The 25,793-nt window shown below is 60.4% G+C and carries 18 protein-coding genes; 8 read left to right on the top strand and 10 right to left on the bottom strand.

Annotated features, from left to right (window positions below; all coding sequences use genetic code 11):
* Positions 1-34: 34 nt before the first annotated feature.
* The 9 genes from tssK to tssB all read right to left on the bottom strand — a co-directional run bounded on the left by tssK (position 35) and on the right by tssB (position 9,103).
* On the bottom strand, positions 35-1,372 hold the full coding sequence (gene tssK, locus DYST_RS17540) for a type VI secretion system baseplate subunit TssK (protein ID WP_239947084.1): 1,338 nt from the start codon (positions 1,370-1,372) through the stop codon (positions 35-37).
* Entirely contained in the window at positions 1,369-1,731 is a 363-nt protein-coding gene (gene tssJ / locus DYST_RS17535) for a type VI secretion system lipoprotein TssJ (protein ID WP_239947083.1), read from the bottom strand. Before tssJ ends, tssK begins: the two co-directional genes overlap by 4 nt.
* A gap of 46 nt (positions 1,732-1,777) precedes the next feature.
* Positions 1,778-2,491, bottom strand: coding sequence for a hypothetical protein (locus DYST_RS17530; RefSeq protein ID WP_239947079.1), 714 nt, complete (start codon positions 2,489-2,491; stop codon positions 1,778-1,780).
* On the bottom strand, positions 2,488-3,807 hold the full coding sequence (gene tagH / locus DYST_RS17525) for a type VI secretion system-associated FHA domain protein TagH (RefSeq protein WP_239952143.1): 1,320 nt from the start codon (positions 3,805-3,807) through the stop codon (positions 2,488-2,490). The genes DYST_RS17530 and tagH overlap by 4 nt, the downstream gene beginning before the upstream one ends.
* A 26-nt stretch (positions 3,808-3,833) precedes the next feature.
* Positions 3,834-4,853, bottom strand: a complete 1,020-nt coding sequence (gene tssG, locus DYST_RS17520; RefSeq protein ID WP_239947077.1) for a type VI secretion system baseplate subunit TssG — start codon at positions 4,851-4,853, stop codon at positions 3,834-3,836.
* Positions 4,854-4,862: 9 nt separating this feature from the next.
* Positions 4,863-6,584, bottom strand: coding sequence for a type VI secretion system baseplate subunit TssF (tssF, locus tag DYST_RS17515; protein ID WP_275666868.1), 1,722 nt, complete (start codon positions 6,582-6,584; stop codon positions 4,863-4,865).
* A gap of 21 nt (positions 6,585-6,605) precedes the next feature.
* On the bottom strand, positions 6,606-7,034 hold the full coding sequence (gene tssE, locus DYST_RS17510; protein WP_275666867.1) for a type VI secretion system baseplate subunit TssE: 429 nt from the start codon (positions 7,032-7,034) through the stop codon (positions 6,606-6,608).
* A 12-nt stretch (positions 7,035-7,046) separates the two neighbouring features.
* Positions 7,047-8,528: a type VI secretion system contractile sheath large subunit gene (gene tssC, locus DYST_RS17505; protein WP_239947069.1), complete on the bottom strand. Its 1,482-nt coding sequence runs from the start codon at positions 8,526-8,528 to the stop codon at positions 7,047-7,049.
* Positions 8,529-8,593: 65 nt separating this feature from the next.
* The gene (gene tssB / locus DYST_RS17500) at positions 8,594-9,103 is read right to left on the bottom strand and encodes a type VI secretion system contractile sheath small subunit (protein ID WP_239947067.1); all 510 of its coding nucleotides are present in this window, start codon (positions 9,101-9,103) and stop codon (positions 8,594-8,596) included.
* Positions 9,104-9,570: 467 nt separating this feature from the next.
* Between tssB and tssH the strand changes: the two genes are divergently transcribed.
* The 8 genes from tssH (at position 9,571) to tssM (ending at position 23,116) form a co-directional block, all read left to right on the top strand.
* Complete coding sequence (gene tssH, locus DYST_RS17495) at positions 9,571-12,165, top strand: type VI secretion system ATPase TssH (protein WP_239947065.1); 2,595 nt, start codon at positions 9,571-9,573, stop codon at positions 12,163-12,165.
* 9 nt (positions 12,166-12,174) lie between these two features.
* A complete protein-coding gene (locus tag DYST_RS17490; protein WP_239947063.1) occupies positions 12,175-13,737 on the top strand; it encodes a sigma 54-interacting transcriptional regulator in 1,563 nt (520 codons plus the stop codon).
* Positions 13,734-14,432, top strand: coding sequence for a type VI secretion system-associated protein VasI (gene vasI, locus DYST_RS17485; RefSeq protein WP_239947061.1), 699 nt, complete (start codon positions 13,734-13,736; stop codon positions 14,430-14,432). Before DYST_RS17490 ends, vasI begins: the two co-directional genes overlap by 4 nt.
* Positions 14,429-15,877 carry a type VI secretion system protein TssA gene (tssA, locus tag DYST_RS17480; RefSeq protein ID WP_239947053.1) on the top strand — a complete coding sequence of 483 codons (1,449 nt, stop codon included), beginning with the start codon at positions 14,429-14,431 and terminating at the stop codon, positions 15,875-15,877. The genes vasI and tssA overlap by 4 nt, the downstream gene beginning before the upstream one ends.
* A gap of 26 nt (positions 15,878-15,903) precedes the next feature.
* On the top strand, positions 15,904-16,635 hold the full coding sequence (locus DYST_RS17475; RefSeq protein ID WP_239947051.1) for a DUF2931 family protein: 732 nt from the start codon (positions 15,904-15,906) through the stop codon (positions 16,633-16,635).
* A gap of 51 nt (positions 16,636-16,686) precedes the next feature.
* Complete coding sequence (locus DYST_RS17470; RefSeq protein ID WP_239947049.1) at positions 16,687-18,594, top strand: phospholipase effector Tle1 domain-containing protein; 1,908 nt, start codon at positions 16,687-16,689, stop codon at positions 18,592-18,594.
* Positions 18,595-18,608: 14 nt separating this feature from the next.
* A complete protein-coding gene (locus tag DYST_RS17465) occupies positions 18,609-19,262 on the top strand; it encodes a DUF2931 family protein (protein ID WP_239947047.1) in 654 nt (217 codons plus the stop codon).
* 140 nt (positions 19,263-19,402) lie between these two features.
* Positions 19,403-23,116, top strand: coding sequence for a type VI secretion system membrane subunit TssM (gene tssM, locus DYST_RS17460; protein ID WP_239947045.1), 3,714 nt, complete (start codon positions 19,403-19,405; stop codon positions 23,114-23,116).
* A 217-nt stretch (positions 23,117-23,333) separates the two neighbouring features.
* On the opposite strand, the gene DYST_RS17455 is transcribed toward tssM, so the two are convergent.
* Complete coding sequence (locus DYST_RS17455) at positions 23,334-25,625, bottom strand: NADP-dependent malic enzyme (RefSeq protein ID WP_239947043.1); 2,292 nt, start codon at positions 25,623-25,625, stop codon at positions 23,334-23,336.
* Positions 25,626-25,793 lie beyond the last annotated feature (168 nt).

The raw sequence follows: 25,793 nt of genomic DNA, 5'->3' as shown, positions 1-25,793 counted from the left end.
GCCGCTAGGGCGTGCGGTGTTCGAGGCGGTCATGTCATTCGCTCCGGATGGCCCAGAATTGGAGTTCGAGCTCGGGGAAATCGCCGGCAATGTGGAAGCCGAAGCCGGCGGTGTCGCGCATCATCTGCCAGGTTGGATGCGTGCGATCGAGCTGGAAGTAGGTGAACCCGGCATGGAATGGCAGATGGCGAGGTGCCACAGGCAAGGGGCAGAGCGGAATACCCGGCAGTTGGAGACCGACGAGTTCGCTCAGTTTCTCCATCGACGCTATCTTCGCTTGTTGGACAAACTGCTGGCGCAGTTTCTCCAATGGCATGCGCGCACGCACGGCCAGAATGAAGTCCGCGCTTGCCAGCAAGCTGCGGTCCTGCACCGCCGCCGTAAGGATGCCGTACTGCTGCCTGACGATGGGCAACGACACGGCACGCGGCTGCAGCACGGTGCTGAGTGAACGACGCAGGGTCTCCTCCAGCATGCGAAACGAAACCCGTAAGTTGTCGTGCTGGTACGCCGGGTACTCTTGAGGGAGCCTACCTTCGTCTGTGAAGGTCACCAGTTCGCCGCATGCCTGACTGAAGGCAACATACAGTTGCTCCGGATGCAGATGGCGCAACCGGGATAGATGCTGAAAGTAGGGTTGCAGCCGGTTGAGCACCTGCAGCAGGTTGAAGTCTGTGACATCAGCCACGCCGGACTGCCCGGGAGAACCGATGCGCTCGGCAATGTTTTTGGCCCGCTCGCGCATCAGGCCTGCCGTTTCGCCGAGAAATCGCTGGAGCGGCGGAACAGCGTTGAGCGACAGGCTCGTGGGATAAAACGTCTCGTCCAGAATAAGGCTACCGTCCGGACGCCGATCCAGAATGCGGCACAGCGCGATACCGGTGAACGCGCTGCGGTCATCGCGCTCCAAAGCGAGCTGAAGGTTGAGGGAGGCTACATCCATGGAGACGTAATCGCCTTCCTGGCTGTGGGTATCCCTAACCTCTTCGGCACGCGCTGCATAACGCATGTGGGCATAGGAATCGGGCCACTGGACTTCGAGCACCCCCTCGGATTTCAGCGGCAGCGTGAGATAAACCACCTGGTTGGCGGTGGAGGCCTCGGTGATGGCCAGGGGCACGGGTGGCGCGTGGTCGGTAGGGATGTCGAACACGCTGCCATCAGGCATGGCGCCACGAGCACGCACGATAGCGATCTTGCCGAAGCTTAAGTATTCCTGGTTGATCTCCAACTCGCTGAAACCGTAAAGGTGCTCACTGACTGCGTTGACGCGCTGATTGGTGTGGTGCTCCAGTGCACGCTGCTGCTGCTGGAAGTGCTGAGGCTTGACGAACAACCCCTCACTCCAGATGACCGGATTTTTTGTCGTCATGATTTGTTCCTTGGCGGCTGGCGATAGCTCTCATCCACCATGCCGACGTCCATGTTCTGAAGCAGTACCAGAACGGAGTACTTGTGCCCGCCCGACTCGACGCGCATGACTTGTTTCCAGATCGCGCTGGTTTGGTCGTGAAAGTTGGCGAGCACAGCGATATAACGGGTGTTCTTGTCGATCTTCTTGAACTCGACGTATTTGAACTGGCCCGGCTGAAGTACGTAGTCGTCATCATCAACGTAGGTACTACCCAGTGTCTTTTTCAGATCCTTGATCAGCAGGTCATGATCGGCATTGAGGAAGACTGAATCGTCCTTTAGCTGCAGGATCTTGAAGGCGATAGGCGTACCAGCCATGGCGCTATATGCACTGTCCTCGGTGGAAGGCAAGGCAGATGAGCCATCAGCGTACTGGCCAAGAGCGGGGGCTTTGGCATGCGCCGCGCCGCCCGCTCGAAGTGGAACCGGCACGTCCATGGTCAGCGTCTCGCCACCAGGCGTAATGGGGGGGCTCCGCTTTCAGCGCCAGCGCATCCGCTTTTGGCGATGATGCAGAAACGGCAGGTGCAGTTGCAGGGGCCAAACTCGCAACGCCCGATGCCATCTTGCCGACAACCGCGGGCATGCCTGGAACGTAAGGGGCAACGGCAGCCGTCGTCGCGGCCGCGGTATGAACGACCGAGGCTACCGCACCGGTGTCGGTAGACGTTGCCACTGGTGCAGCACGACTCACCGTACCGGAAGTATCTGCAGCATGCGTCACTTGCAAAGATATCTGCGGCGTAGGTTTGCCCTCATCTGGGCTTTGCAGATAATCGAGCAACGCCTTCATCTTCTCTGCCAGCTCCGCTTTGCTGGTGCCGGCCAGATTAACAAGATAGGGTCCTTCCTTCGCCTGAGTATCCACCGTCACCGCCGTCATCTCCGGAGTCTGCATTGCCGATGCAGCGGTATCCGGTGGCAAGGTGTCGGGGTTGGGGTTAACGTTCGGTGCCGCATAAAGGCTTAGCGCCACTTGCGTCGGCGCATCAGCGTCTTTTTGATGAAATCCGAGCGTGCTGCAGCTAGCCGCGCTCATGGCAGCTAGCAGCAGCGCGGAGGCGCGATACAACCTCATTGCGCCTCCGCGCGAAGCGCACGGTCATAAGCTTGTTCAAACACTTCCCAGAACAGCTTTTCAAAACCCAACTGCCGCGAAGAGGCCAGTTCGTTGAAATAGTGCGTGTACATCCGCCACGCCCAGTCGTCGGTATCAGATGCCTGCGCCGGGTCAGGTTGATAGCGCTGGAAGCGCTGCAACAACGCGTCTGGCGAGAAGGAGCGAAGCAGTGCGTCCAGTCCGGCGCTAATGGCCTGCACGATAGCCTCCTGATGATTCCGCACCTGCGCCAGACTCTCTTCCACCGCCGCCTTGGCCGACAGGTGTACGACGCTCCGATCGCTACCGAAGAGCGCGCGAGCGGTATCTTCGTAGTTCAGGCCGAGCCGCAGCGGGTTGTCCTCGATGGGCTGCAACGTCCGACCCAGCAGCGCCAACCGGTCATCGCTCCCCGCAGGCGCACGGTACAACGCAGTGAGTCCCAGCACGGCCGCCTGTAGCGCCTGACCGCATTCCAGCAACAAGCGATAGGCCATCGGACCGTCCACCGAGCCCAGCGACGTACCGAACCCCTCCAGCAGGGGTATTACCAGCTGGCGTGGGTCACCACCACTGGACTGCTGCGTCGACATCCAGTGCTCGGCCTGTGTCGTATCCATACGTCGTTGGGTCATGGGTATTTCTCCAGAATGAATAGGGGGTGCGCCGTGCACCGCCTCAAAGCGAGTGGCGCCTAGGTCCGCCTGTGATTTGGATGGCGACAGGCCATAGTGGGTAGGATCGAGTGGGCCAAGTGCTAGCGGCGCCGCTTCACGCTCCGCGGCATCCAACGCATGGAGAGGGTCGAGGTCCGTGCGACTAGCATCAGGCACCGATAGCGCGTGAAAGGCGGCCAGTCCCTCCTGCATGGGGGCCGGCGTCGCCGATGCCTGGAACACATCGCCCACTGCACCGAGCAAGTCATGCCCTTGTCCGCCGAATAACTCGTCAACGCTGGATGACGATGGATCACCTGACGCATCTTCAACGTCATGAAGATGCACTGTCAGTACATAGGGACCGACGAGAAGCGTGTCGCCTTCACTAAGACGCGCGCCAACACCGAGCCCGATGGGCGCGTGAGCGCCATTGATATGCGTCTGGCCGGATCGATCAACCACGCAAAAATGACCATCTTCGAGGCAGATCTCACAATGGATGGGTTCAATGCGATCCTGACGATCTGCAAGAATCCAATTGGCAGCACGGCAACCGATTGTGCCGCCGGTGCGGTCGAAACGATGGCGGGGCGTACTGCCGTGCTGGAGAGACTGGGGGTTTGTGACCACGAGCATCACGTGGTGCGAAACGGCGGTAACAGTCATAGGCGCACCTTGATACGAACACGGGATGCCTTGCGAAGGCCCTTTTGATCCACAAAGCTGGTCCAGCCGAGATGACTGCCGCCGTGCTTGCCAAGGTTGAAGGGCGGCACTTCCTCCTGCCTCAGCCCCAGCTCCAGGTCATAGGCGGATGGGTCGCGAAGCAGAAAGTCGATCAACTTCCGCAGACGGTCGAAGTTTTCGCCACTGGGAAGAAACTCGCGAAAACGCGACTGATCCAGGTCGGGAATGACGATAGTGAACTTGCTGTGCCGGGTGCGAACTCGGCTACCGATCACGAAGCTGTCGCCCAACACGCCGTTGCGCTTTCCCAGCGAGAGACGTTGCGCTTCCGGAACGTCCATATACCGTTGCTCAAATTCCTGGATGCGGACGGCGGTCAGGTCGAAGCAATGCGCAATGATGCCGGCAACCACGGATGGCGAACGGCTACGGCTGGCGATCAGGCCGGCATAACTGAGCAGGCGGCTCCAGGGAATAGGCGTAGCACCACGCAACTCCTCGTCATTGAGGCCAATCAAAGCGAAGACGTAGCGCGAAAAGCGGTCTTTAGCCTCCCGCTGAAAGCGAACGTAGTAACGATATTTTCGCCATGCCTGATGCAGCAGGGTCAGCAAGCGGTGATTGAAGAAATCAAGAAATGCCGGGCGAACACCCACGCCTTGGCCATACTCGTAGGCCAGACGATCCAGGTAATAGCTCGGCAAGGGGGAATCGGGTCCGTGCAGGCCAAAGAAACTGGCCTGTACCCGGTAGTCGCTACGCGCGTCGGCCGGCATACGTTCGGCAAGCATGATGTCCGACGCAGGAAAACCCAGGCCCGCATAGCTGCTCAGGCGGATGCGTTGATGCTCGGGCTCGACCGCATCAATCGCCTCAAGATCATCGCTATGCAAGCCGTGCAACTGCTCCAACAGGCGAAAAAAATCATGCTTCTTCGCCCCGGCCAGCAGAATGTCGGCTAGATCTGTGGTTGCTTGCCGATCTGCCATGGCCATTGATAGTTTTCATTGTTGCTGACGTTGATGACGTCTCAGTTGATGAAACGAGTTGATGCTGGCGTACAACGCAAAGAAGTGGCTCAACACCGTGCCGAAGAGGTAAAGGTCACCCTCGCAAAGAAACGCCGACTGATCGAGCTTCAGCTCCGTTTTCAGCCCGCGTATGGGCAACCCCTTCATCAGTACATCGGCAGGCCGCGTCACAGCCTCCTGTACACCGGCCAGGCGCTTGCGCGTCGCACGCGCATGCCGGATGTCATGCAGCGCCGCGAAGTCATACGCGCGAACGACCGCCTTCAGCGGTTCTGCCGACAGCAAGGACAGGTAATTGAGCGAGAGGTTGGAGATCAGGGTCCACAGCAGCGCTCCATCCAGCACCGGCCGATAGGCTGGTGTCGGCGGCGTGATATTGCTGAAACTCGCATACATGGGCGTTGTCTGCGTCGTTAGGCAGATATCACCCACGCCAAGCGCCTGCGGCAAGTCACGATTACTGCAGGTCAGCGACAGAGACACTGTTTCGCCCTGACCGATGTAGGCCCTCTCATCGGCACGGACAAAGGCAATTCGATGGACGACGCCATCGTCAGTCATTGCTTGCTGAAGTCGCGTGCGGTAGTAAAGCGCCGTCCGCCCCTGGGCGTGTTCGATCTCGTGCTGCAGCGACTCAAACGGATGAAAGGTGCGCAACCGATGACCGCGCTGGCCGTTGGCTTCCCGCTGGTAGCTATCGGCGGCGTCGACACTGAAAATCTCATAGGCGTCAGGGCGATGACCAGTGGGGGCCAAACGCTGATCGACAGCGTGGCCGTTTAGGTGAATCGGCTCTGCATCGCGGACGAAAAGGTTGACCGCCGGCGCGCAGTACAGCGAGATATCAGCGGTGCGCAGCCGTATATCGGCCGGCATCGGCCGCGAGAAATGAAACTCGAGGCGAACGTCGGTAGCAGACTTGGCGGGCCATATCGAACGAAGCGCATTGAGGCTGAAGAAGTGAAATCGCTGCGGAAAAATGAAGTACTCCTGCAGGATCCGATAGCCATCAAAGACATTCTTCGGATAGGGAAGTAGTGCCTCATCGGGATTGAATCCGGGAAACGTCACCCGCTGCGGCGGTATCTTGCGAACCTCGCCATCTATCACGAGATGGATCTCGTGCAGGTACTTGGCCAACCAGAGGTACACCGTCGTGGAGGTGACGTCGCCGCCGCTTAAATGAAAATCGATCTGGTCACAGTCGAACGTATTGAGCGCATTTTCGGTCGTCGTCGACAGATCAATACGAACGATCGACTTCTCGCGAGTGTGCGCATCACTGACCTCGCGAAGACGAAAGGGATACAGCACGACATTTGTGCAGGTACGAAATTCGCACTGAACGCCATCCACGGGCCGGGACAGCATGCGGGTTCCCTTAGGTATCTCTTGCCGCTGCGTGATGGCCTGGTCCATCGGGTCGAAACGCACGATCGTCGCGCTAGGCAACGGACGCAGATAGTTCGGCCATAGCAGTTGCAACAACGAATGTGTCAGCTCCGGAAAATCATCCTCGATCTTCAGGCGCAGTTTGGCCGTGAGAAAAGCAAAGCCTTCGAGCAAGCGCTCGACGTCCGGATCGGCCGATTCGTCCCCCGGGAATCGCGCCAGTTGCGGATTGTCCTTAGCGAACTCGCGGCCAAGCCGGCGAAGATAGTCCATTTCTTCGCGAAACTTGTGTCGTAACGACATGGGCTCGTGCTTTCCTTGTGGCTAAGCGACACGTGCTGACTGATCCTGATGACGGATGAGCAGATCGATTTCGACCTGCTCATCCGCGTTGTGAACAGGAACTACGCAATCCAATCGGAAATGGAGGTCCAGCGGCTGATCAGGGTCGGGGCAGACGCGCACGCCCATCACCTGCACGCGTGGTTCATACGTCGCCACCAGCCGTTCGATATCCTGGCGAACGCGCAACACCAGGTCCGCACTCCCGATAGCGGCATCATTGAAATCGCTCAAACCCAGGTCAGGGCTGCTCTGCGAGCAACCCTGACGAGTATTGAGAAGCCACTGCAGATGATGCTTGACGGCATGAATCCGTTCGGCCGCCATCTGCTGCCGGGTCCGCATACGCTGAGGCGGTGCATCCGGCTCCAGCCTTTCCCACAGACTTCCCCGTCCCGGGGACCGCGGCATGATGCTGCCCTCTTATTCGCGATCCAGTCGGCCCACCAGCGACAGCTCGAAGTTGGCACCCATGTACTTGAAGTGCGGACGCACCTCCATCGAGACCTGATACCAGCCCGGGTTGCCAGCGACGTCCTGCACCTCAATGTGAGCGGCACGCAGCGGGCGACGGCTACGCACATCCGAGGAAGGATTCTCCTGATCTGCGATGTACTGCTTGAGCCAGCCGTTGAGCTCGCGCTCGAGATCCTGACGCTCCTTCCAACTGCCGATCTGCTCGCGCTGCAGCACTTTGATGTAATGCGCCAGGCGATTGATGATGAACATATACGGTAGCTGCGTGCCCAGCTTGTAGTTGGTCTGCGCCTGCTGCCCTTCCGCGGTCTTCGCGAATACCTTCGGCTTCTGCACCGAATTGGCGGAGAAGAAGGCTGCGTTGTCGCTGTCCTTGCGCATCGTGAGAGGGATGAAGCCTTCCTCCGAAAGCTCGAACTCCTTGCGATCCGACACCAGAACTTCCGTTGGAATCTTGGCCTGCAATTGGCCCAGTGATTCGTAGAGGTGAACCGGGAGATCGTCCACCGCGCCGCCGGATTGCGGGCCAATGATGTTCGGACACCAACGATACTTCGCAAAGCTTTCCGTGATGCGGCAAGCCATCAGAAATGCCGTATTGCCCCACAGATAGTTAGCGTGGTCGCCATCAATGGCTTCGCGGTACACAAAGCTGCGAGTCGGATTTTCCAGTGGGTCGTACGGCTGACGAAGCAGGAAGCGCGGCATGGTCAGACCGAGGTAGCGTGCGTCCTCCGACTCACGCAGGCCACGCCACTTCGTAAAACGCGGTCCCTCAAAGATGTCCTTCACTTCCTTGAGGTTAGGAAGGTCCTGGAAGTTGGTCAGATTGAAAAACTCCGGACCCGCCGCCGAAACGAACGGTGCATGCGCCATCGCGCCCACGGATGCTACGTAGCTCAACAGCTTGATGTCAGGCGCGGACGGGCCGAACGTGTAGTTGCCGATGATGCTGGCGGTTGGCTGGCCACCGAACTGACCATAGCCGGCCGTGTAAACATGCTTATAGAGACCGCTGCGGGTGATGTCGGCGGCGCCTTCAAAGTCCTCCAGCAGCTCGTCCTTGGTGACATGGAGAACTTCGATGTGAATGTTCTCGCGAAAATCCGTGCGTTCAACCAGAAGCTGAAGGCCACGCCACGCCGACTCCAGGTCTTGAAGCGCGGGTTGGTGGAGGATGGCGTCCATCTGCTGGCTGAGTTTGCGATCAACCTCGGCGATCATCTGGTCGACCAGCTGCTTGTTTACCGGCTGCTCGTGCTCGTCGGTCTTCAGCATTTCCGCAATGAAGGCCGCCACGCCGCGCTCGGCGACCGCGTAGCCTTCATGGCTGGGCTCAATGCGGGTGTGGGCCATGATCTGCTCCAGCAGACCCGACGAGGACGAAACAGGGGTGGCCGTGGCGGCCGCGGTGCTCTTCTGTGCCATGGGTTTTCCTTAACGACGCGATGTCATGTGATACGGGACGATTCAGCGATCGAGGCCGTAACCGCTCAGGATTTGATGGGCTGGTCAAGGACCAAGTTGAGCTCGCTGGCTAACGTGGCGCGCGCCTTTTCATCAGAGAGCAACGTCTGAAGCTGCTTGCGGAATGCCGGCACATTGCCGAGCGGCCCCTTGAGCGCCACCAAAGCCTCGCGCAGATCCAGCAGTTTGCTAAGTTCAGGAACCTGTTTGGCGATGGCGTCGGGACTGAAGTCCTTCATCGATTTGAACTGCAAGTCAACGTTGATGGTGTCGTCTTCTGCGCGTTCGCCCAGCGCGGAAGGTACCTCCATCTTGAGGTTGAGCTTGGCTTCGGTCATCACGTTGTCGAACGTGTCCTTGTCGATCCGAACGGCTTGGCGATCCTCCAAAGCCTCGTGCTCACCATGGCCCTTGAAATCACCCGTGACCAGCAGCTTCAGAGGAAGCTCCATCTCTGCTTGCTGGTCCCCTGTAGCAGGAACGTACTTGATGTTGATGCGTTCCTGCGGTGCGACGGATCCTGCTTTCTTCGCCATAACAACTCCATGTGGATACTGCAAAAACGAGCCAAGCACCCTTATGCCGTTATTCGTCGAGTTGCCATGCCTGCCCATCCAAGAGCGTAGAGCCTCGCGTCATCGGGGAACGAAGTAGCAAGACTTGCATGATGGGTGTCGCTGTTCGCGAGCAGCCCGAATAAGAGGTGCAACGATAGAAATTCGGTTGAGCACGCTACTCAATAGTCACCCACCACGACAATCGGAAAAGTCTAAAAAAAATACGAAGTAAATTGCCCGACGCGCCATGGTCACGTGGTGCGTGAAAGTTCCTCGCCGAAAACAAGACACGTCCTATGGATGTAGGTCGAACAAGATGCTTAGCTAGTTTGTTGGACTCAAAACGCATGCTCATACCCACGTGAGGTTGTGCCGCTGCGGTGTGGTCCAAAAGCAGTACTCAAGATGACGAGTGAGCTAGACATCAACGGACGAGTCTTTACTGCATGATCAGAATTGATCTACCGACACTTATCGAGCGGCTGAACCCCACGTGCCGCCATGGCCTTGAAGAAGCGGCCAGCCTCTGTATCAGCCAACGCGGCGCAGAAGTAACGGTGCCGCATCTGCTGTTCAAACTTCTAGACAACCCTCTGAGCGATATCCGCCTAGTACTGCGCCAGACGGGCCTGGACGTTGATGTCTCACGACAGGCTCTGTCTAGTACGTTCCCGGAGCAAAGCGGTGGTAACGATCAGTATCCGGCGTTCTCGCCGTTGCTCGTGGAGCTGCTTCAGGAGGCGTGGATGCTCGGTTCGCTGGAGCTCGGGCAATCCATGATCCGCACTGGCACGCTGTTGCTCGCGACGTTGCTCAACCCTGCCCGCTATCTGCCACTCGCAGCCATACGCCTCCTGGATGGCATCAACCGGGAATCGTTTCGCAAGCAATTCGCCACACTGCTCGCCAGCTCGGCCGAAACACCGGAAGCATCGACAGCACATTTGGCACAGCCGGCCGGCGAAGCGGATTCCGTCCTTTCCAAGTACGGCCATGATTTCACGGCGCAGGCTCGCGAAGGCCGCATCGACCCAGTGCTCTGTCGTGATAGCGAGATCGATCTGATGATCGACATCCTCTCGCGTCGCCGTAAAAACAATCCCATCGTGGTGGGCGACGCTGGTGTGGGCAAAAGCGCTGTGGTGGAAGGTCTGGCGTTGCGCATTGTGGAGGGTCGGGTACCCGCGCCGCTGCAACAGGTCGCACTGTGGGGACTGGATCTTGGCGCGCTGCAAGCCGGGGCGGCCATCAAAGGCGAATTCGAGAAGCGACTCAAAGCCGTCATCGACGAGGTCAAGGCATCACCGCGCCCCACCATCCTGTTTATCGATGAGGCCCATACCCTCATCGGCGCCGGTAATGCCGCCGGTGGTAGCGATGCGGCCAACCTCCTCAAGCCGGCACTCGCGCGTGGCGAGCTGCGCACCATCGCCGCCACCACCTGGTCGGAGTACAAGAAATATTTCGAGAAAGATCCCGCCCTGTCACGCCGCTTCCAACTGGTCAAGCTGGATGAACCGAGCCAAGAGCAAGCCGTGCACATTCTGCGTGGCCTGCGTATGGTCTATGAGAAGGCGCACAACGTCATCATTGCAGATGACGCGCTACAGGCGGCGGCAACGTTGTCCGCCCGCTATCTGGCGGGACGCCAACTACCGGACAAGGCCATCGACGTACTGGATACCGCCTGTGCCCGCGTCGCAACGGCGCTTGCCGAACCGCCACGCAAGCTGTCATCGCTGGAACACGAGCAGTTACAAATAGTCGCCGAAATTGATCTCCTCCGGCGTGATGCTCGCTTTGGCCGCGCCGTCGATCCGCAGCGCATCGACGACCTGGAAGCCCAACGCGGCCGGATCGCCCTGCAAGCCCAGAAGCTTCACCACGACTGGGAACAGCAGAAGCAACTGGTCGACAAGATCATCGCACTGCGCCAACCACCGGGCGAGGGCCACCCGCAGGATGGAGCCCTTGACGAAAACGCCATGCGTGACGCTTTGAGCGCCAGCGTGGTGCAACTAGCCGAACTTCAGCGCGAGGGCGCTTTGCTCTTTCCCGATGTCGGACGTGAGCAGATCGCGCAGGTCATTGCCGACTGGACAGGCATACCCGCCAACACCATGACGAGTGATCGCATGGAGCGTTTGAGCGCCCTGCCCGCGTTGCTGAGAGAACGCGTCAAAGGACAGGACACCGCCATCGAGCGCGTGCATAAGCACCTGCTCACGGCCATGGCCGATCTACGGCGGCCCGGCACACCGCTCGGCGCTTTTCTTCTCGTGGGGCCCAGTGGCGTTGGCAAGACGGAAACCGCACTCGCGCTGGCCGACGTGCTGTTTGGTGGCAAGCAATTCCTTACCACCATCAACATGTCCGAGTACCAGGAAAAACACACCGTATCGCGCCTGCTCGGCGCGCCACCCGGTTATGTCGGCTACGGCGAGGGCGGCGTGCTTACCGAAGCTATTCGCCAGCGACCCTACGCTGTGGTGTTGCTGGACGAGGTTGAAAAAGCCCACCCCGAAGTTCTCAACATCTTCTATCAGGCCTTTGACAAAGGTGAGCTCGCTGATGGCGAGGGGCGCTTGATCGACTGCAAGAACATCCTGTTCTTCCTCACCTCCAACCTTGGCTTCGACCAACAGGATGGATCGCTCTGCGATCTGGATGAAGAGACGCTTCGCTCGCGCATCATGCGTTTCTTCAAGCCGGCCCTGCTCGCGCGCATGCAGGTCGTCCCCTACCGCTACCTGGACGACAGCGTTCTCGGCGAGATCATCGATGCCCGCATGCAGCGCCTTATTGCTCAGTTCGCCACGCGCTATAGCGCCACCTTGGTGGTAGATGCCAGTGCGACCGACGAGCTGCGTAGTCGCTGTACACGTCATGAGAATGGCGCTCGCATGCTGGATGCGTGCATCGACGGTGAGCTGCTGCCGCCGCTGTCGCTTGCGGTTCTGCAGCGCATGGCCAGCGGCCAACCCCTTGCGAGCGCACTGCTTACGTGGAACGGCTCCGCCTTTACGGCCACACTGGGTTAAGGGCGCGACATGGACGCCGTTGCAGTCGCCCAACTCGTCCGTGCCATGGCCATGGCGACGCAGCCGACTGCCTTATCCCAGGCCTTTCTGGACGACATCGTTCCTATCGGTAGATGGCAGGGCGCGTGCTGCTATCGGCGCAATGCCGCCGGCGACCGTCTGCTACCTCTGACCAGCGTGATGCCCATATGCGGTGAGCTGCCCGTGCTCGATACCAACGAACTGGACAACCCCGTGGTCTATTGCCTGAACTCGGGGGAGCCATGCCACGTGGACGACATGACGCGACTGGTCGGTGTTGGCGAGAGCTTTGACGCACTACGTGAGCACTCGCCATCCGCGCTGGCGCTGCTGGCGCTCCCACTTAAAACTACACGGCAGGAAATGGTGGGCGTGCTCGTGTTCTTCGGCACCTCCCGCGCATTGCGCACGTTGCAAGCGGACCCGCTCTGGCAAGCATTGCTGGACACGCATGAGCGCCTGTTCGCGCGCCTGAGCGATATGGTCAGCACCGAAGAGAACATCCACTACGAACGAACCGTTCGCCGCAAACTAGAAACCGATCGCGACGACCATCGCGCCAAACGTTTGCTCGCCTCGGAATTTGTCGGCGAAAGCGCCATCACCCGGCATATCCGCGGCGATATGTTGCGACTGGCCGATTCTGACCTGTCCACACTTATCACTGGTGAGACTGGCTCAGGCAAAGATCACGCTGCCTGGTTAATCCATCAGGCATCCACGCGAGGCGGCCCGTTCGTTCCCGTCAACTGCGCGGCCATCCCCAAAGAGCTGATTGAAGCCGAATTGTTCGGCAACACACGCGGCGCCTTCACGGGCGCCACGCAAACGCGCTCGGGTCTCGTGGCGGAAGCCCATGGTGGCACGTTGTTCCTCGATGAAATCGGCGACATGCCACTCGCGTTGCAAGGCACCTTGCTGCGTGTCCTCAACGAAAAAAAATATCGACCGGTCGGGGCAACCAAGGAGCGCGAGTCGGATTTCCGCCTTATCTGCGCCACGCATCAACCCTTGCCGCGGCGCATTCGCGAAGGCCAGTTCCGTGAGGACCTCTATTACCGCATCCGGCAGCAATCGCTCCACCTGCCGCCGTTGCGCGAGCGTGCCGACGACATCCCCGCCATCGCCACGCATGTGCTGCTTCAGTACAACCGCGCACACCACGCCCACGTGGCCGGTTTTTCCGACGCCGCATTGGCTTGGCTACGTTGCCAGGCCCTTCCTGGCAACGTGCGCGAGCTTCGTAATCTCGTACTGGCCGCCGCGGAACGCACGGGGCAAGGCAAGCCGATCCATATCGAGATCGTGCAGGCCCTGATGGCGCCCTCGGATATGCAGACAACGCACGACATTGCCCCACTGCAAGGCCTTCTCTCGATGACCGACCTGACAGCGGCAGTGGACACCTTCGAACGCATGATGATCGGCGACCGCCTCAGGCAGCTCAACGGATCACGCAGTCAGGCCGCGCAGAGCCTGGGCATTCCTAAACGCACCCTGGCCTACAAGTGCCGCAAATGGAACCTGGACCGGGAGATGGATTCCCTATGAAGCCACTTTTTCCGTGCTTGCTCATGCTGGGTCTCGCCGCATGCAACCACGACGACAATGCCCCCAGCCTGACGGCTACGCCTCAGACACCCGATTGCACGAAGATCATGTCAGGGGTGCAGCGACTCGCGTGCTTCGACACGGTGGCGCATACCCCAGTTCCCTTAGCCGCCACGGCATCCAGTTCCACCGCTCCGGCAAATGCGGGAGCAAGCACTGTTGCCATACCCTCCATCGTCGGGCTGGTCCAGAGAAATGAAGCGATGCGCAAGGCGGAAGATCACCACTTTCTACTGTCACGCTCCCGCGAGAACAGCGACAACGCCACGCAAATTGTTATCTCCGCACCGGCGCTTGGCAGCGATGCGCCCCGGCCGGTGCTAGCCATTAGCTGCCTGTCGGGCATCACGCGCCTCCAATTCATCACTGCACAGTCCATCCCCCACAACCGCATACGCATGCGTCTGCTAATGGACGATGCGCCCGTCGCCGATGCCGCGCCATGGCAAGTGTTGGACGTGGGCACCATCACCGATGCCGGTCGTGGCCTGGTTGCCATCGACACGCTCAAGCGCATGCCCAGCGGCAGCCGCCTGCAAACCGAAAGCGACTACGCGCCACTCGATGGTTTGATTTTCGACGCCACCGATCTGCGTGACCTCATCGCACAGCAGCGGGAGGCGTGTCACTGGTGATCGACTTTGTCCCCCTCGATCTCGCCGCCCTGCTTGCGCCCATCAGCGCACAACAGCCCGCTGGCCACTTCAACGAAGAAGACACCACCTATCAGACCATCGATCAGGAAATGGTCAAGCTGGGCGGCCTGAACGAGTCTGGCATGGATTGGCCATCCATCGACAAAGGCGCTCGCAAGTACCTCGTCGACCAAAGCAAGCACTTCCGTGTCGCCGGCCACCTCATCACTGCGCGGCTGCGTGCGCGCAACTGGCCTCAGTGGGTCGAAGCCGCTGGCGTACTCGCCGGCATGGTCCAGCACTACTGGGAAACCGGCTATCCCAAGCCCGGCCCCACGGGTTATCTCGCCAAACGAAAAATGGCCGCGGTGCTGATCGAGCGCCTGACACAGGCGCTTCCCACGCTTGATCCGCATAGCTTCAGTCAGAAGCAACAGGAGGCCGCACAACAAGCGCTGGATCGCCTGCAGGCAAGCGCCGCCGCCGCGCAGCTCGATGCCGCATCGCTGGCCAAGCTGGAAACCAAACTTCACCAGCAAGCCGAAGCCGCGCGCTTTCCCGACGCTGTGCCCATCACACCCACGCCATCGCCAGGGCAAACCGGTGGCACCGCCATCAGCGAGGCGTTCTTCAGCACGCCAAGCAACCTCAAGCTGGGCGAGGAGCGCGACAACCGCCGCTCCTTGCTCGCCGTCGCCGATTTCATCAATCAGCAAGACCCCTACGACCCCACCGGCTACCAGCTACGACGCTTTGCCTTGTGGGCCCATCTGCATGCTGCGCCCCCTGTACGTCGTGAACAGCGCACGGAATTGATGGGCGTGCCTGCCGACATTGTTCAGAGCTATCAAGAAGCATTGCGCAACAACGTCGTCAACCCTGTGCTGCTGCAGCGCGTGGAAAAAAGTGTAGCTTCCTCGCCGTACTGGATACGTGGCAGTTTTCTTGCCGCCGGTATCGCCGCGCGGCTGGAAATGAAAGAAGTGGCCGACGCCATTCGCCACGCCACCGAACGCTTCGTGCGGCGCATACCCACGCTCACCGACCTATGCTTCAACGACGGCCGACCTTTTGTCGACAAAGAAACCCTGAACTGGCTAAGCGGTGCCGCCGACTCGGCAAATGCTGCCCACGTGCAGGAGTACGGCAACCTGCGCGACGAACTCGTCGCGCAGCTCGACAACGAAGGCGTGGAAGTCGTACTGCGCCGCCTGCAAGACCTGCAGACCAGCCACAGCGCCCCACGCCAGCGCTGCTACGCCACCGTCATCGCTGCCGACCTGCTCGCCTCGCGCGGGTTGTCGTGGCTGGCCGATGATCTTTACGCCGGCGTGGTGCGCGCCATGCAAAGCACGCCGGCCGAGCAATGGGAGCCGTCGCTGTACGAACACCTGGTGCGGCAACAGCCCGCGCAGGCGCTTATCGAACCGACACGCAAGGGGTAGCACGCATGCAGCACACGAAAGGGCAAATGCCTTCACCGGCAGATACCAAGGTACGGCAGTGCACGAGTGGGTACCTGCATGGCAAACCAGTGCGCAAAGCCAGCACCGATAGCCACCGACTCGCCATGAAGCTCCGTGGCTTGGGGCTGCTGATTTTGCTGGTGTGCGTATCGGCGTGTGCCGACGAACCGTCGAAGCCCAAAGCCGACTTTTGCGGCCATTGGTCCATGGGTGTCGTCGCACCCAAATACATGGAAGCCTGGGTCGAGACGCTGGAAGTGAAAGACGACCGTGGCCGCTGGGTAAAGATTCCGCAGGGCGTCGTAAGCGATTTGGGAAAAACCACCGGCTGGGACGATGGCCCCTGGCTGGGCGGCGGAGCCGCGATCGATAGCGCCGGGGCGCCCATGGAGGTGTACGTGCGCTGGCAGTCACTGGCCGAGCCGCAAACGTATACGTGGCACTTCACGGTGCCTGACCGCCTGCGTCAGGCGCTCGTCAAGCAAGAATCCGTGTTGTGGCAGGGGAAAACCGTTATCGAGTGCCGCAGTGACATCACCATCGGCGTGGCGCCCGGTGGCCACACCGTTGTGTGGGTAGGGGCTGGCGCGGTACCGCGGTTGGAGATCCTGCGCGGTCAAGCCGAGGTGGAACCGCTAGGACCCGACCAAGGGCAACACGAAGGGCGATATGTACGCATATCTGACGAAGCCAAAAAGTACGTCGAAGCCCACGGCATCCCCTATGGCAGTTGGTAAGCGCCACTGACACCGCGCGCGCATTCCATAAACCCGTGCAAGGACGACCCCATGACCAAGCGTAAAGGCATTACCTGCTGCTGCCTCACCGATCACGGCGGCCGCGTGCTGCAGGGCTATGGCATCGCCAGCCACAAAGGACACGCGGTAGCAGGCCTTGGGCACATGGTGTACTGCCCCACCTGCAACGGCGTCTTTCCCATTGTGCAATCGGTGAAACCGCTGCTGGGGTATGCACCCGCCGTAGAAGGCATGCGCACGGCCTGTGGCGCACGATTGATCGGCTCGTTCGATGACTTCTGGATAGAGGACGACTCCGGCCTTACCGACCTGGATCTGCCCAAGGCCCCACTGAGCGACGCGCTGGGTACGGCGCCGCCACCGGCGAGTAGCGCCGCTGGCGATGTGTCATCTGCAGCCTTCGAGGCCGCACGCACCGCTGATGCCGTGCATGTGGTGATTCGTGTGGGCGTGTTCCACGACGGCACCGGCAACAACTTCACTAACAGCACCCGCGCGCACAAGATGTGCGACCCGCTGGTCGTCAACCCGCCGCTGGAACAGCACCCCGATGTGCTTGATCGGATGTTTGAAAGTTGCCTGAAGAACAACAACGCGGATGGCGCCAGCTACGGTGGCGACGGGACCAATGTGCATCGGCTATTTGATCTGTACAAAGAAACGCGCACTCTCGGTGAAGCAAAAACAGAGGTCGATGGCCGTCTACACATCTATCACAAGGTGTATATCGAAGGCATCGCCACGTTGGCCGAGCACAAGGACAGCATGTTGGCCACCGCCACCGGCGAGGGCCCTACCGGCGTCATTGCTCGCGCCGAGCAGGCCATGAAGAAGGTGATCGATGAAATAGACAAACTCCATCGCCTTAACCCAAACATCATCATCGACGCCATCGAGTTCGATCTGTTTGGCTTCAGCCGCGGCGCCACCGCCACGCGTCACTTCGCCAATCTGATTTTCCACGCCGGCCCCGAAAGCGCCATGGCGCATGCTCTACGCGATGCCGGCCTGCCGCTCAAGACCGCCTGGGGCACCAGCAAAAACGATCTTCGTATCCGCTTTATAGGTCTGTTCGAAAGTGTGGCCGCCATGGGCATACCCGGCAACGACAAGGACGATCCGGTCAAGCTGTACCTGCCCAAGGACTGCGCCGATCTTGTGCTCCACTTCATTGCGGACGACGAGTGCCGCTACAACTTTGCGCTCAACCACGCGAGCCCGCACAAGGAGATCCGCCTGTACGGCGTGCACTCGGATGTAGGCGGTGGCTATGCGCTGGAGTTAGCGTGGGAGCACCTGATACTTGGCCAGCCGCAAACCAGCGACGAGGCCGTAGGCACCGAGCTCGGGGATAGCAATGCCTGGTGGCACGCCTCCCGCGACATGGATAAGAACGGCTGGTTTCCTGGCGAACTGTTGGACCCCGACGACACCAGAACCACCAACGGCACCCTCGACAAGAAACTCTTTATCCAGACCTGGACGGGCGAAAGCCGCCGCTACGATCACCGCAGCGTGGCCCCGGAGCGCCGTCTGTTCGTCACCGCCGCCGTGGTTCTGCAACGCTGGGTGCGTGGTGAATACCAACTGATCCCGTTGCGCATCATGCATACGCTGGCGCAAGAGGCAGGCGTGCCTTTCAGCAAGTCACCGGACGACGTGCCCGCACTCTCATTGCCTAATGAACTGCAACCCATCTATCAAAAACTGCTGGCCCATGCGCGCCGTGGCGGCGCACTCAAAGGCGTGCTTACCAAGGACGAAGAACGCCTGCTGCGCACCCGCTACCTGCACCAGTCCGCCACCTGGAACCCACTGAGCTGGGCGCCGACACCCAAGAAACCCAACGGCACGCCCTCGGGGCCCGAGCTGTTGTACGCCATGCGTCCGGCACCGGAGCGCAGGCGCAACACCTACCCGCAAAAGCCCGGACACTGAGGAGCAAACAGCCCATGAAATGGCGTTCATTCGGCGTACTTGTGCTGTTGGTCTGCATGTCGGCGTGCGCCGGCGAGCACACCTATACCGATGCTGAGATCAAGCGGCTGATTCCGCCGTTCTGCGGACATTGGGCGATCGAGGCTGTCGCACCGAGATATATGGAAGCGTGGATAGAAACGCTGGAAGTGAAGGACGAGCAAGGCCGCTGGATAAAGATTCCGCAAGGCGTCGTTGGCGAGCTGGGGCAAACCTCCGGATGGAGCAACCTGCAAGGCGGCGGTGGCGGCCCCCACTTCGACTGGGCCGGGGCCCCCATGGAAGTGCGTGTGCGCTGGCAGTCTCTCGCCGAGCCGCAAACCTATATGTGGCACTTCACCGTGCCGGAAACCATGCGGCAGGCGCTGGTGAAGAAGGAACTGGTCACCTGGCGCGGGCAGACGCAAATGAGCTGCCGCAGCGATATCACGCTTGGCGTCGCGCCGGGTGGGCACACCATCGTCTGGCTGGTGGGCATTGGCTTCGAGCCCATGGAAATTCAGCGCGGTCAAGCCGAGGTGGAACCACTCGGGCCGTGGCAGGGCAAAGGGAAGGAGTACGCCTATCCACTCTCCGAAGAAGCCAGGAAGTACGTGGACGCCCACGGTATCCCCTATGGCAGTTGGTGATGCTCAATCGCTCGTCGTCCGGGTCCGGCTACCCAACAAAACCACACTACGTGTTGCGCCGCTCGCAACGCCCGGTAAGCGCGAGTAGTGCAAGCGCACCGCAGGAAGCGCACCAGGAACATTTTTAAGGAAGTTTAGCCATGTCGTATGTTTCGGAACTCTTCAAGCGTTATGGGACGGGCCTGTTGCGCCAATTCAAGAGTGCAACGCCCGTGTTGCTCTTGCTAGGCATCGTCTTTCTGCTCGTTGCCATCTGGTGGCTCGGCCCCCAATGGACGTGGCATGACAAGAAGCCGCTCGCATCGCTGGCCGGTCGTGTGCTGCTGACGTTGCTGCTGCTGATGTTGCCCACGCTGGTGTGGGCACTGGCGCTATATCGCCACAACAAGGAGCTCAAAGAACGCGAGGAACAAGCCAAGCAGCGAGAGTCGTTTGAGTGGGTGAAATACGTCGAAGCCCAGCAACGCTGGCTTGACCAAAGCCTGTCTGTGTTCAAAGCCAGCGTGCCCGGCCGACATAGCTTGTACCAGTTGCCGTGGTATCTGGTGATGGGTGCGGAGGACGCTGGCAAAACCAGTTTCATCAATCGGTCAAATCAAAACTTCCATCTCACCGATACCACCAAGGCCGCGAGCAAGCGGACGGATGACCCGGATCTCGCCTTCGCCATTGACTGGTGGATGGGCGATCAGGCGGTGCTGATTGATGTACCGGGTCAGCTGGTGGATCAGAACGAGCCACGCGCTTCTACCGACCTCAAGGGGGACGCGTCGCAAAGCGATATCACCTCGGAGGATAAGAAGCAGTCCGCCATGGAGGGCAAGCGCACTTCCGGCAAGCCCGAGGTCGCTATACCGGCAGGTACGTTGCCCCGCCTGTGGGACAACCTGGTTGATTGGCTGGGACGCAACCGCAGTCGTCGCCCGTTGAATGGCGTGGTGCTAGTGGTCGACGTCATTGAGCTGCTCAATCAGAAGCCGAGCGACCGCAAGGCGCAGGCCACGCTGCTGCGTACGCGCCTGGGTGAACTGGGCGCTCAATTGGGTACGCGCCCGCCCGTCTACGTCGTCTTGACTAAGGCAGATCGGCTCGACGGTTTTGGCACGTTCTTCTCGCGCCTGTCGCGCACCCTGCGTGAGGACATATTCGGCTTCACCTTTACGCTGGAGTCGGTGAAGAACTTCGATGCGTGGATAGCGGAGCTGTCCCAGCGCTACGGGGCGATGGTGACGCGCCTGAACGAGCAAGTGTTCGATGCGCTAAGCGAGCCGTTCGAACGAGAGCAACGCGAAGGCTTATTTTCGCTCACTCGCGAGCTGGATGGCCTGCGGCCGATCTTGCTTCGCTATCTGTCCGACGTGCTTGGAGCGGATCGCTCGGGTGCGCCTGCACTGCCGCGGGGCGTGTACTTCTCCTCTGTCTATCAGGAGGGCCTGCTGACCAATGCGTTCGTGGACGCTGCGGCGGAGGCGTTCAAGCTGGAAACGGTGGTGTCAAAGGCACAACCGGCAGGGCGTGGCACGGTTTACTTTGCCCAGCATATTTTTCAGCGGATCATCTATCCCGAGGCAGGGCTGGCTGGCGATAACGTCAAAGTCATTGCTGACAAGAAACGTGCGCTGATGATCAACCTGGGTGTGGCGACGCTAGGCGGCCTGCTGATCACGGCGGGTTGGTACCACTACTACACGTTGAACCGGGACCTGGCATTAAACGTATTGGCCAAGAGTCGGGATTTCAGTGGTAAGCAGGTCGACACCACTACCGACGCTACCGGGCGAAACGTGTTGGTACCGCTGGACCAGATCCGCGATGCGGTCACGGTGTATGGCGATTACCGCAACGCCTGGCCCGTAGTGTCCGACATGGGCCTGTATCAAGGTCGCCGTATCGGTCCCAAAGTAGATGAAGCTTATCTGCAATTGCTATCCAAGCGATTCCTGCCGGAGCTGGCAGGCGGTGTCATAGAAGCCATGAATAGCGCGCCGGCCAACAGCAACGATGAGCTGGCCGCATTGCGCGTGTATCGCATGATCGAAGATCGCCCGAATCGGCGCGCGCCCATCGTTGAAGATTGGATGGCCAAATACTGGCAGAAGGCGTTCCCCGGCGATGGCGGCACGCAGAATGACCTGATGCGTCATCTCGACTACGCCATGAAATATGCCGATGCTGATCTGCCCCAGTATCGCGAGCGCGTAACGGAGGTACAGCAGGAACTGCGCCAGATTCCCACGCCGCAACGTGTCTATATGACTATGCAGCAGCAGGCGGGCGACGTCCTGCATGCTCCGCTGGACTTGCGCCACGAGATCGGCCCGGCGTTCGATATCGTCTATCAAATCCGCACGGCGGATGACACCAAGCTGCCCGGCGCGCAGATCGACGCGCTGCTCACCGCTCGGGGTTTCCACGACTATTTCGAACCGCACAGCCGGGACGTGACCGAACTGGCCATGATCGACGAGTGGACGCTGGGCCAGCGCAGCCACATCGATTACTCCGACGCCGACAGGCTGGCGCTGGCGGGCCGCGTTCGCACCATTTACACCGCCGACTACATGGCGAACTGGCGCCAGGCCATTAACCGGCTCGACATCGTGGACTTCAACGACATCGGCCAGGCAGTGGCTGTCCTCGAAAGCATCACCAGTCCCGCGGCGCCGATGCGTCGTCTCGTGGAAACGGTACGGGACAACACCCAGCTCAATCCACCGACGCCGGCTGACGGTAAGGGCAACGCGCCCACGTCCGCCAACGAAGCGGCCAACCGTCAGTTGGGCGCTGATATCGCTCGGTCGTTCGCACCGCTGACGGATCTCCTGGTGGCAAAGAGCGATAAGCCGGCCTATCTGGATGAAACCATGACTGCCATTGGCAATGTCCGCGATGCGGTGAAGAGCGTGCAAGACAGCCCCGATCGTGGCAAGGCGGCGCTAGCCATGGTGGTGGATCGCTTTGCATTGAAGGGACAGGATCCCTTCGGGATCTTGCAGCGTATGGCAGCCAGCTTGCCGGAGCCGTTGAACGGACAGGTGAAAAAGCTCGCAGACGAATCCTCGCAGGTACTCTTGATCGAAGCCCTTCGCGAACTGGAGCGCCGCTGGGACACCGATGTGTACAGTTTCTACAGCGAGCACCTGGCGGGACGCTACCCGTTCAACCCGGCCGTCGCCTCGGACGCCTCGCTGGAGGATTTCGAAGCATTCTTCGGTCCTCAGGGGCGCTTGCAGCAGTTCCGCGATAAGTACCTGAAGATGTTCCTGGAGGACAATCTTGATGCGTTGTACTCGGAGCGACGTGGCGGCTACCTGGTGCGCACCGATGTACTGACTCAGCTCGAAGCGGCGAATCGTATCCGCGATGCGTTCTTCAATAATCGCGGTGCGCTCAGTGTGCAGTTCAACGTGACACCCCTTGGCCTGACACCGAATCGGCGCAGTAGCGTCCTCGGCATCGAAGGTCAGTTGATCTCCTACGATCATGGCCCCAGCAACAGTGTGGGTTTGATCTGGCCGAACAGCTTGGGGAGCAGCACCGACAGTCGCGTCACGTTGATCAACAGCAGCGGCAACAGCAGTAGCCTGGTGTTCCGCGGGCCCTGGTCGATGTTCCGCCTGCTGAGCCGCGCACAGCTCACCGGCACGACACCCACGAGTGTGGACCTCAGCTTTACCGCGGATGACGGTGGTGCGATGCGCTATCGCATCAGCGCTGAGAAGGCCAACAACCCGTTCACGCAGCGCATTTTCAATAATTTCGCGCTACCACGCACACTGTTGCGGGATGAGGCCACGCCCGTTTCCTCGGGAGTACCACCCCTCAAAACACCGGCCAAGCCTGTGGCAAATTGAGTGCTCATAACGCCAGCGCTTCGCATTCCGTCCTTCGCTAGGAGGACGGCAAGGAAAAAGCAGTGAGGCTAGATCGCCCCCTCACCTCAACCCTCTCCCCAAAAGCTGCGCCACCAAGCTTTCGAAATCCACTAGCCATAGCAGTAAAGCAAACCACCAAAAACAAAAACGGGGCCATCAAGGCCCCGTTCTCGCAAAACATCAATCCAGCCTGCCCTCAGCTACGACGCTCACTCTGCGTCTGGCGAATCTGGGCATCCACTGCCGCAATCGCCGTCATGTTCACCACGCGACGCGGCGTCGCCGCCGGCGTGAGGATGTGCGCGGGCTTGTTGATGCCCATCAAGATCGGACCGATGGCCACGCCATCAGTCATCACACGCACCATGTTGTAGGTGATGTTGGCGGCGTCGAGGTTCGGCATCACGAACAGGTTGGCGCGGCCGGACAGCGTGGTGTTGGGGAACATGCGCAAGCGCAGTGCCTCGTCCCATGCGGTGTCTGCCTGCATTTCGCCATCCATGTCGAGCTTGGGGCCGCGCTGCACGAGAATCTCGCGCACCTTGCGCATCTTGGCCGCGCTGGCGTTCTCGTGACTGCCATAGTTGGAATGCGAGAGCAGCGCGATCTTCGGCTCGATACCAAACAGCTTCAGGCGATAGCTGGCCTGCAGCGTCGCCTCAGCGATCTGCTCGGCGGTGGGGTCGCACTGCACGTGCGTGTCGAGGAAGAACCACGCACCCTGGTCGTTGATCACACCGGTCATTGCCGAGGTGCACGACACGCCCGGATCGAGGCCGAAGATGCTGCGCATGTAGCCGAGCTTCTTGTGGAAGCGACCGACCAGACCGCAGATCATCGCGTCGGCTTCGCCCCGTTCGACCATCAGTGAGGCGATGAGCGTGGGACGTGAACGCATCAGGTTCTTTGCCGCCGCTGGCGACACGCCGCGGCGCTCGGTGAGCGCGTGGTACTGCTGCCAGTACTCGTTGAAGCGCGGATCGTCGTCGATGTTGGTGATTTCGAAATCCACGCCCTTGCGCATACGTAGACCAAGGCGATCGATATGCGTATCGATCACACTCGGGCGACCGATCAGGATCGGGAACGCAAGGCGCTCATCGATGACCGTCTGTACTGCGCGCAGTACGGTCTCTTCCTCGCCCTCGGCGTACACCACACGCTTGATGTCCGCGCGCGCGCGCTCGTACACCGGCTTCATCAGCAGGCCGGTGCGATAGATGAACTGGCCGAGCTTCTCCTTGTACGCGTCCATATCCACGATGGGACGCATAGCAACACCCGAATCCATCGCGGCCTGCGCCACCGCCGGTGCCAGCATCACCAGCAAGCGCGGATCGAACGGACGCGGGATGAGGTACTCAGGACCGAAGGTCGGGATGTCACCGCCGTAGGCGCTGGCGAGGTCACCGGCTTCCATGCGAGCCAGCTCGGCGATGGCGCGCACGCAGGCGGTCTTCATCGCTTCGTTGATGCCCGTGGCGCCAACGTCCAGCGCGCCGCGGAAAATGTACGGGAAGCACAGCGCGTTATTGACCTGGTTCGGGTAGTCCGAACGGCCCGTGGCGATGATGCAGTCCGGGCGCACCTTCTTGGCGTCTTCCGGCGAAATCTCGGGATTGGGGTTGGCCAGCGCCAGGATGACCGGCTTGTCGCCCATGGTGGCGACCATTTCCGGCTTGAGGATGCCGCCAGCGGACAGGCCAAGGAACACGTCCGCGCCCGCGACGATCTCGGCCAAGGTGCGCTTGTCGGTATCGCGCGCATAGCGCTGCTTGTCCGGATCCATCTGGTCGCGGCCGGTATACAGCACGCCTTCGCGATCGAACGCCAGGATGTTCTCGGGCTTCAGGCCCAGCGCCACCAGCATGTCCAGGCACGCGATGCCCGCGGCGCCCACGCCGGTAGTGGCGAGCTTGACGTCCTCGATCTTCTTGCCGACCACTTCCAGCGCGTTGACGATGGCCGCGCCCACGATGATGGCGGTGCCATGCTGGTCGTCGTGGAACACCGGGATCTTCATGCGCTCGCGCAGCTTGCGCTCGACGATGAAGCACTCCGGCGCCTTGATGTCCTCAAGATTGATGCCGCCGAAGGTCGGTTCGAGCGAGGCAATGATGTCGACCAGCTTGTCCGGGTCGCGCTCGTTGATCTCGATGTCGAACACATCGATGCCGGCGAACTTCTGGAACAGCACGCCCTTGCCTTCCATCACCGGCTTGCCGGCGAGTGGACCGATGTCACCCAGACCAAGCACGGCGGTGCCGTTGGTGATCACGGCGACGAGATTGCCACGCGCGGTCATCTCACTGGCGGCGTTCGGATCTTCGACGATGGCCTCGCAGGCATAGGCCACGCCGGGCGAGTACGCCAGCGCCAGGTCACGCTGCGTGACCATGGGCTTGGTGGCGGCGATCTTGATCTTGCCGGGGCGCGGAAGGCGGTGGTACTCGAGAGCGGCGAGGCGCAGTTCTTCGGTAAGGGCCATGGGATAGAGGATCGAATGTGATGGGGAATCGGGGCCGCAACAGCGGTATCGGGCAATGGTATCACCGGCGACACCTCTCTCCCGACCGTGCGGTGCAGCATGGTGACGCAATGATTCACACAACTGGTATGCAATGGTGCCTTCACGGTGCGAGCGCGCACAGCGTGC

It is taken from the genome of Dyella terrae (genome assembly GCF_022394535.1).
Taxonomy (GTDB): Bacteria; Pseudomonadota; Gammaproteobacteria; order Xanthomonadales; family Rhodanobacteraceae; genus Dyella.
Note: the sequence above shows the minus strand (reverse complement) of the source record. Positions and strands in the feature narration are given on the sequence as shown.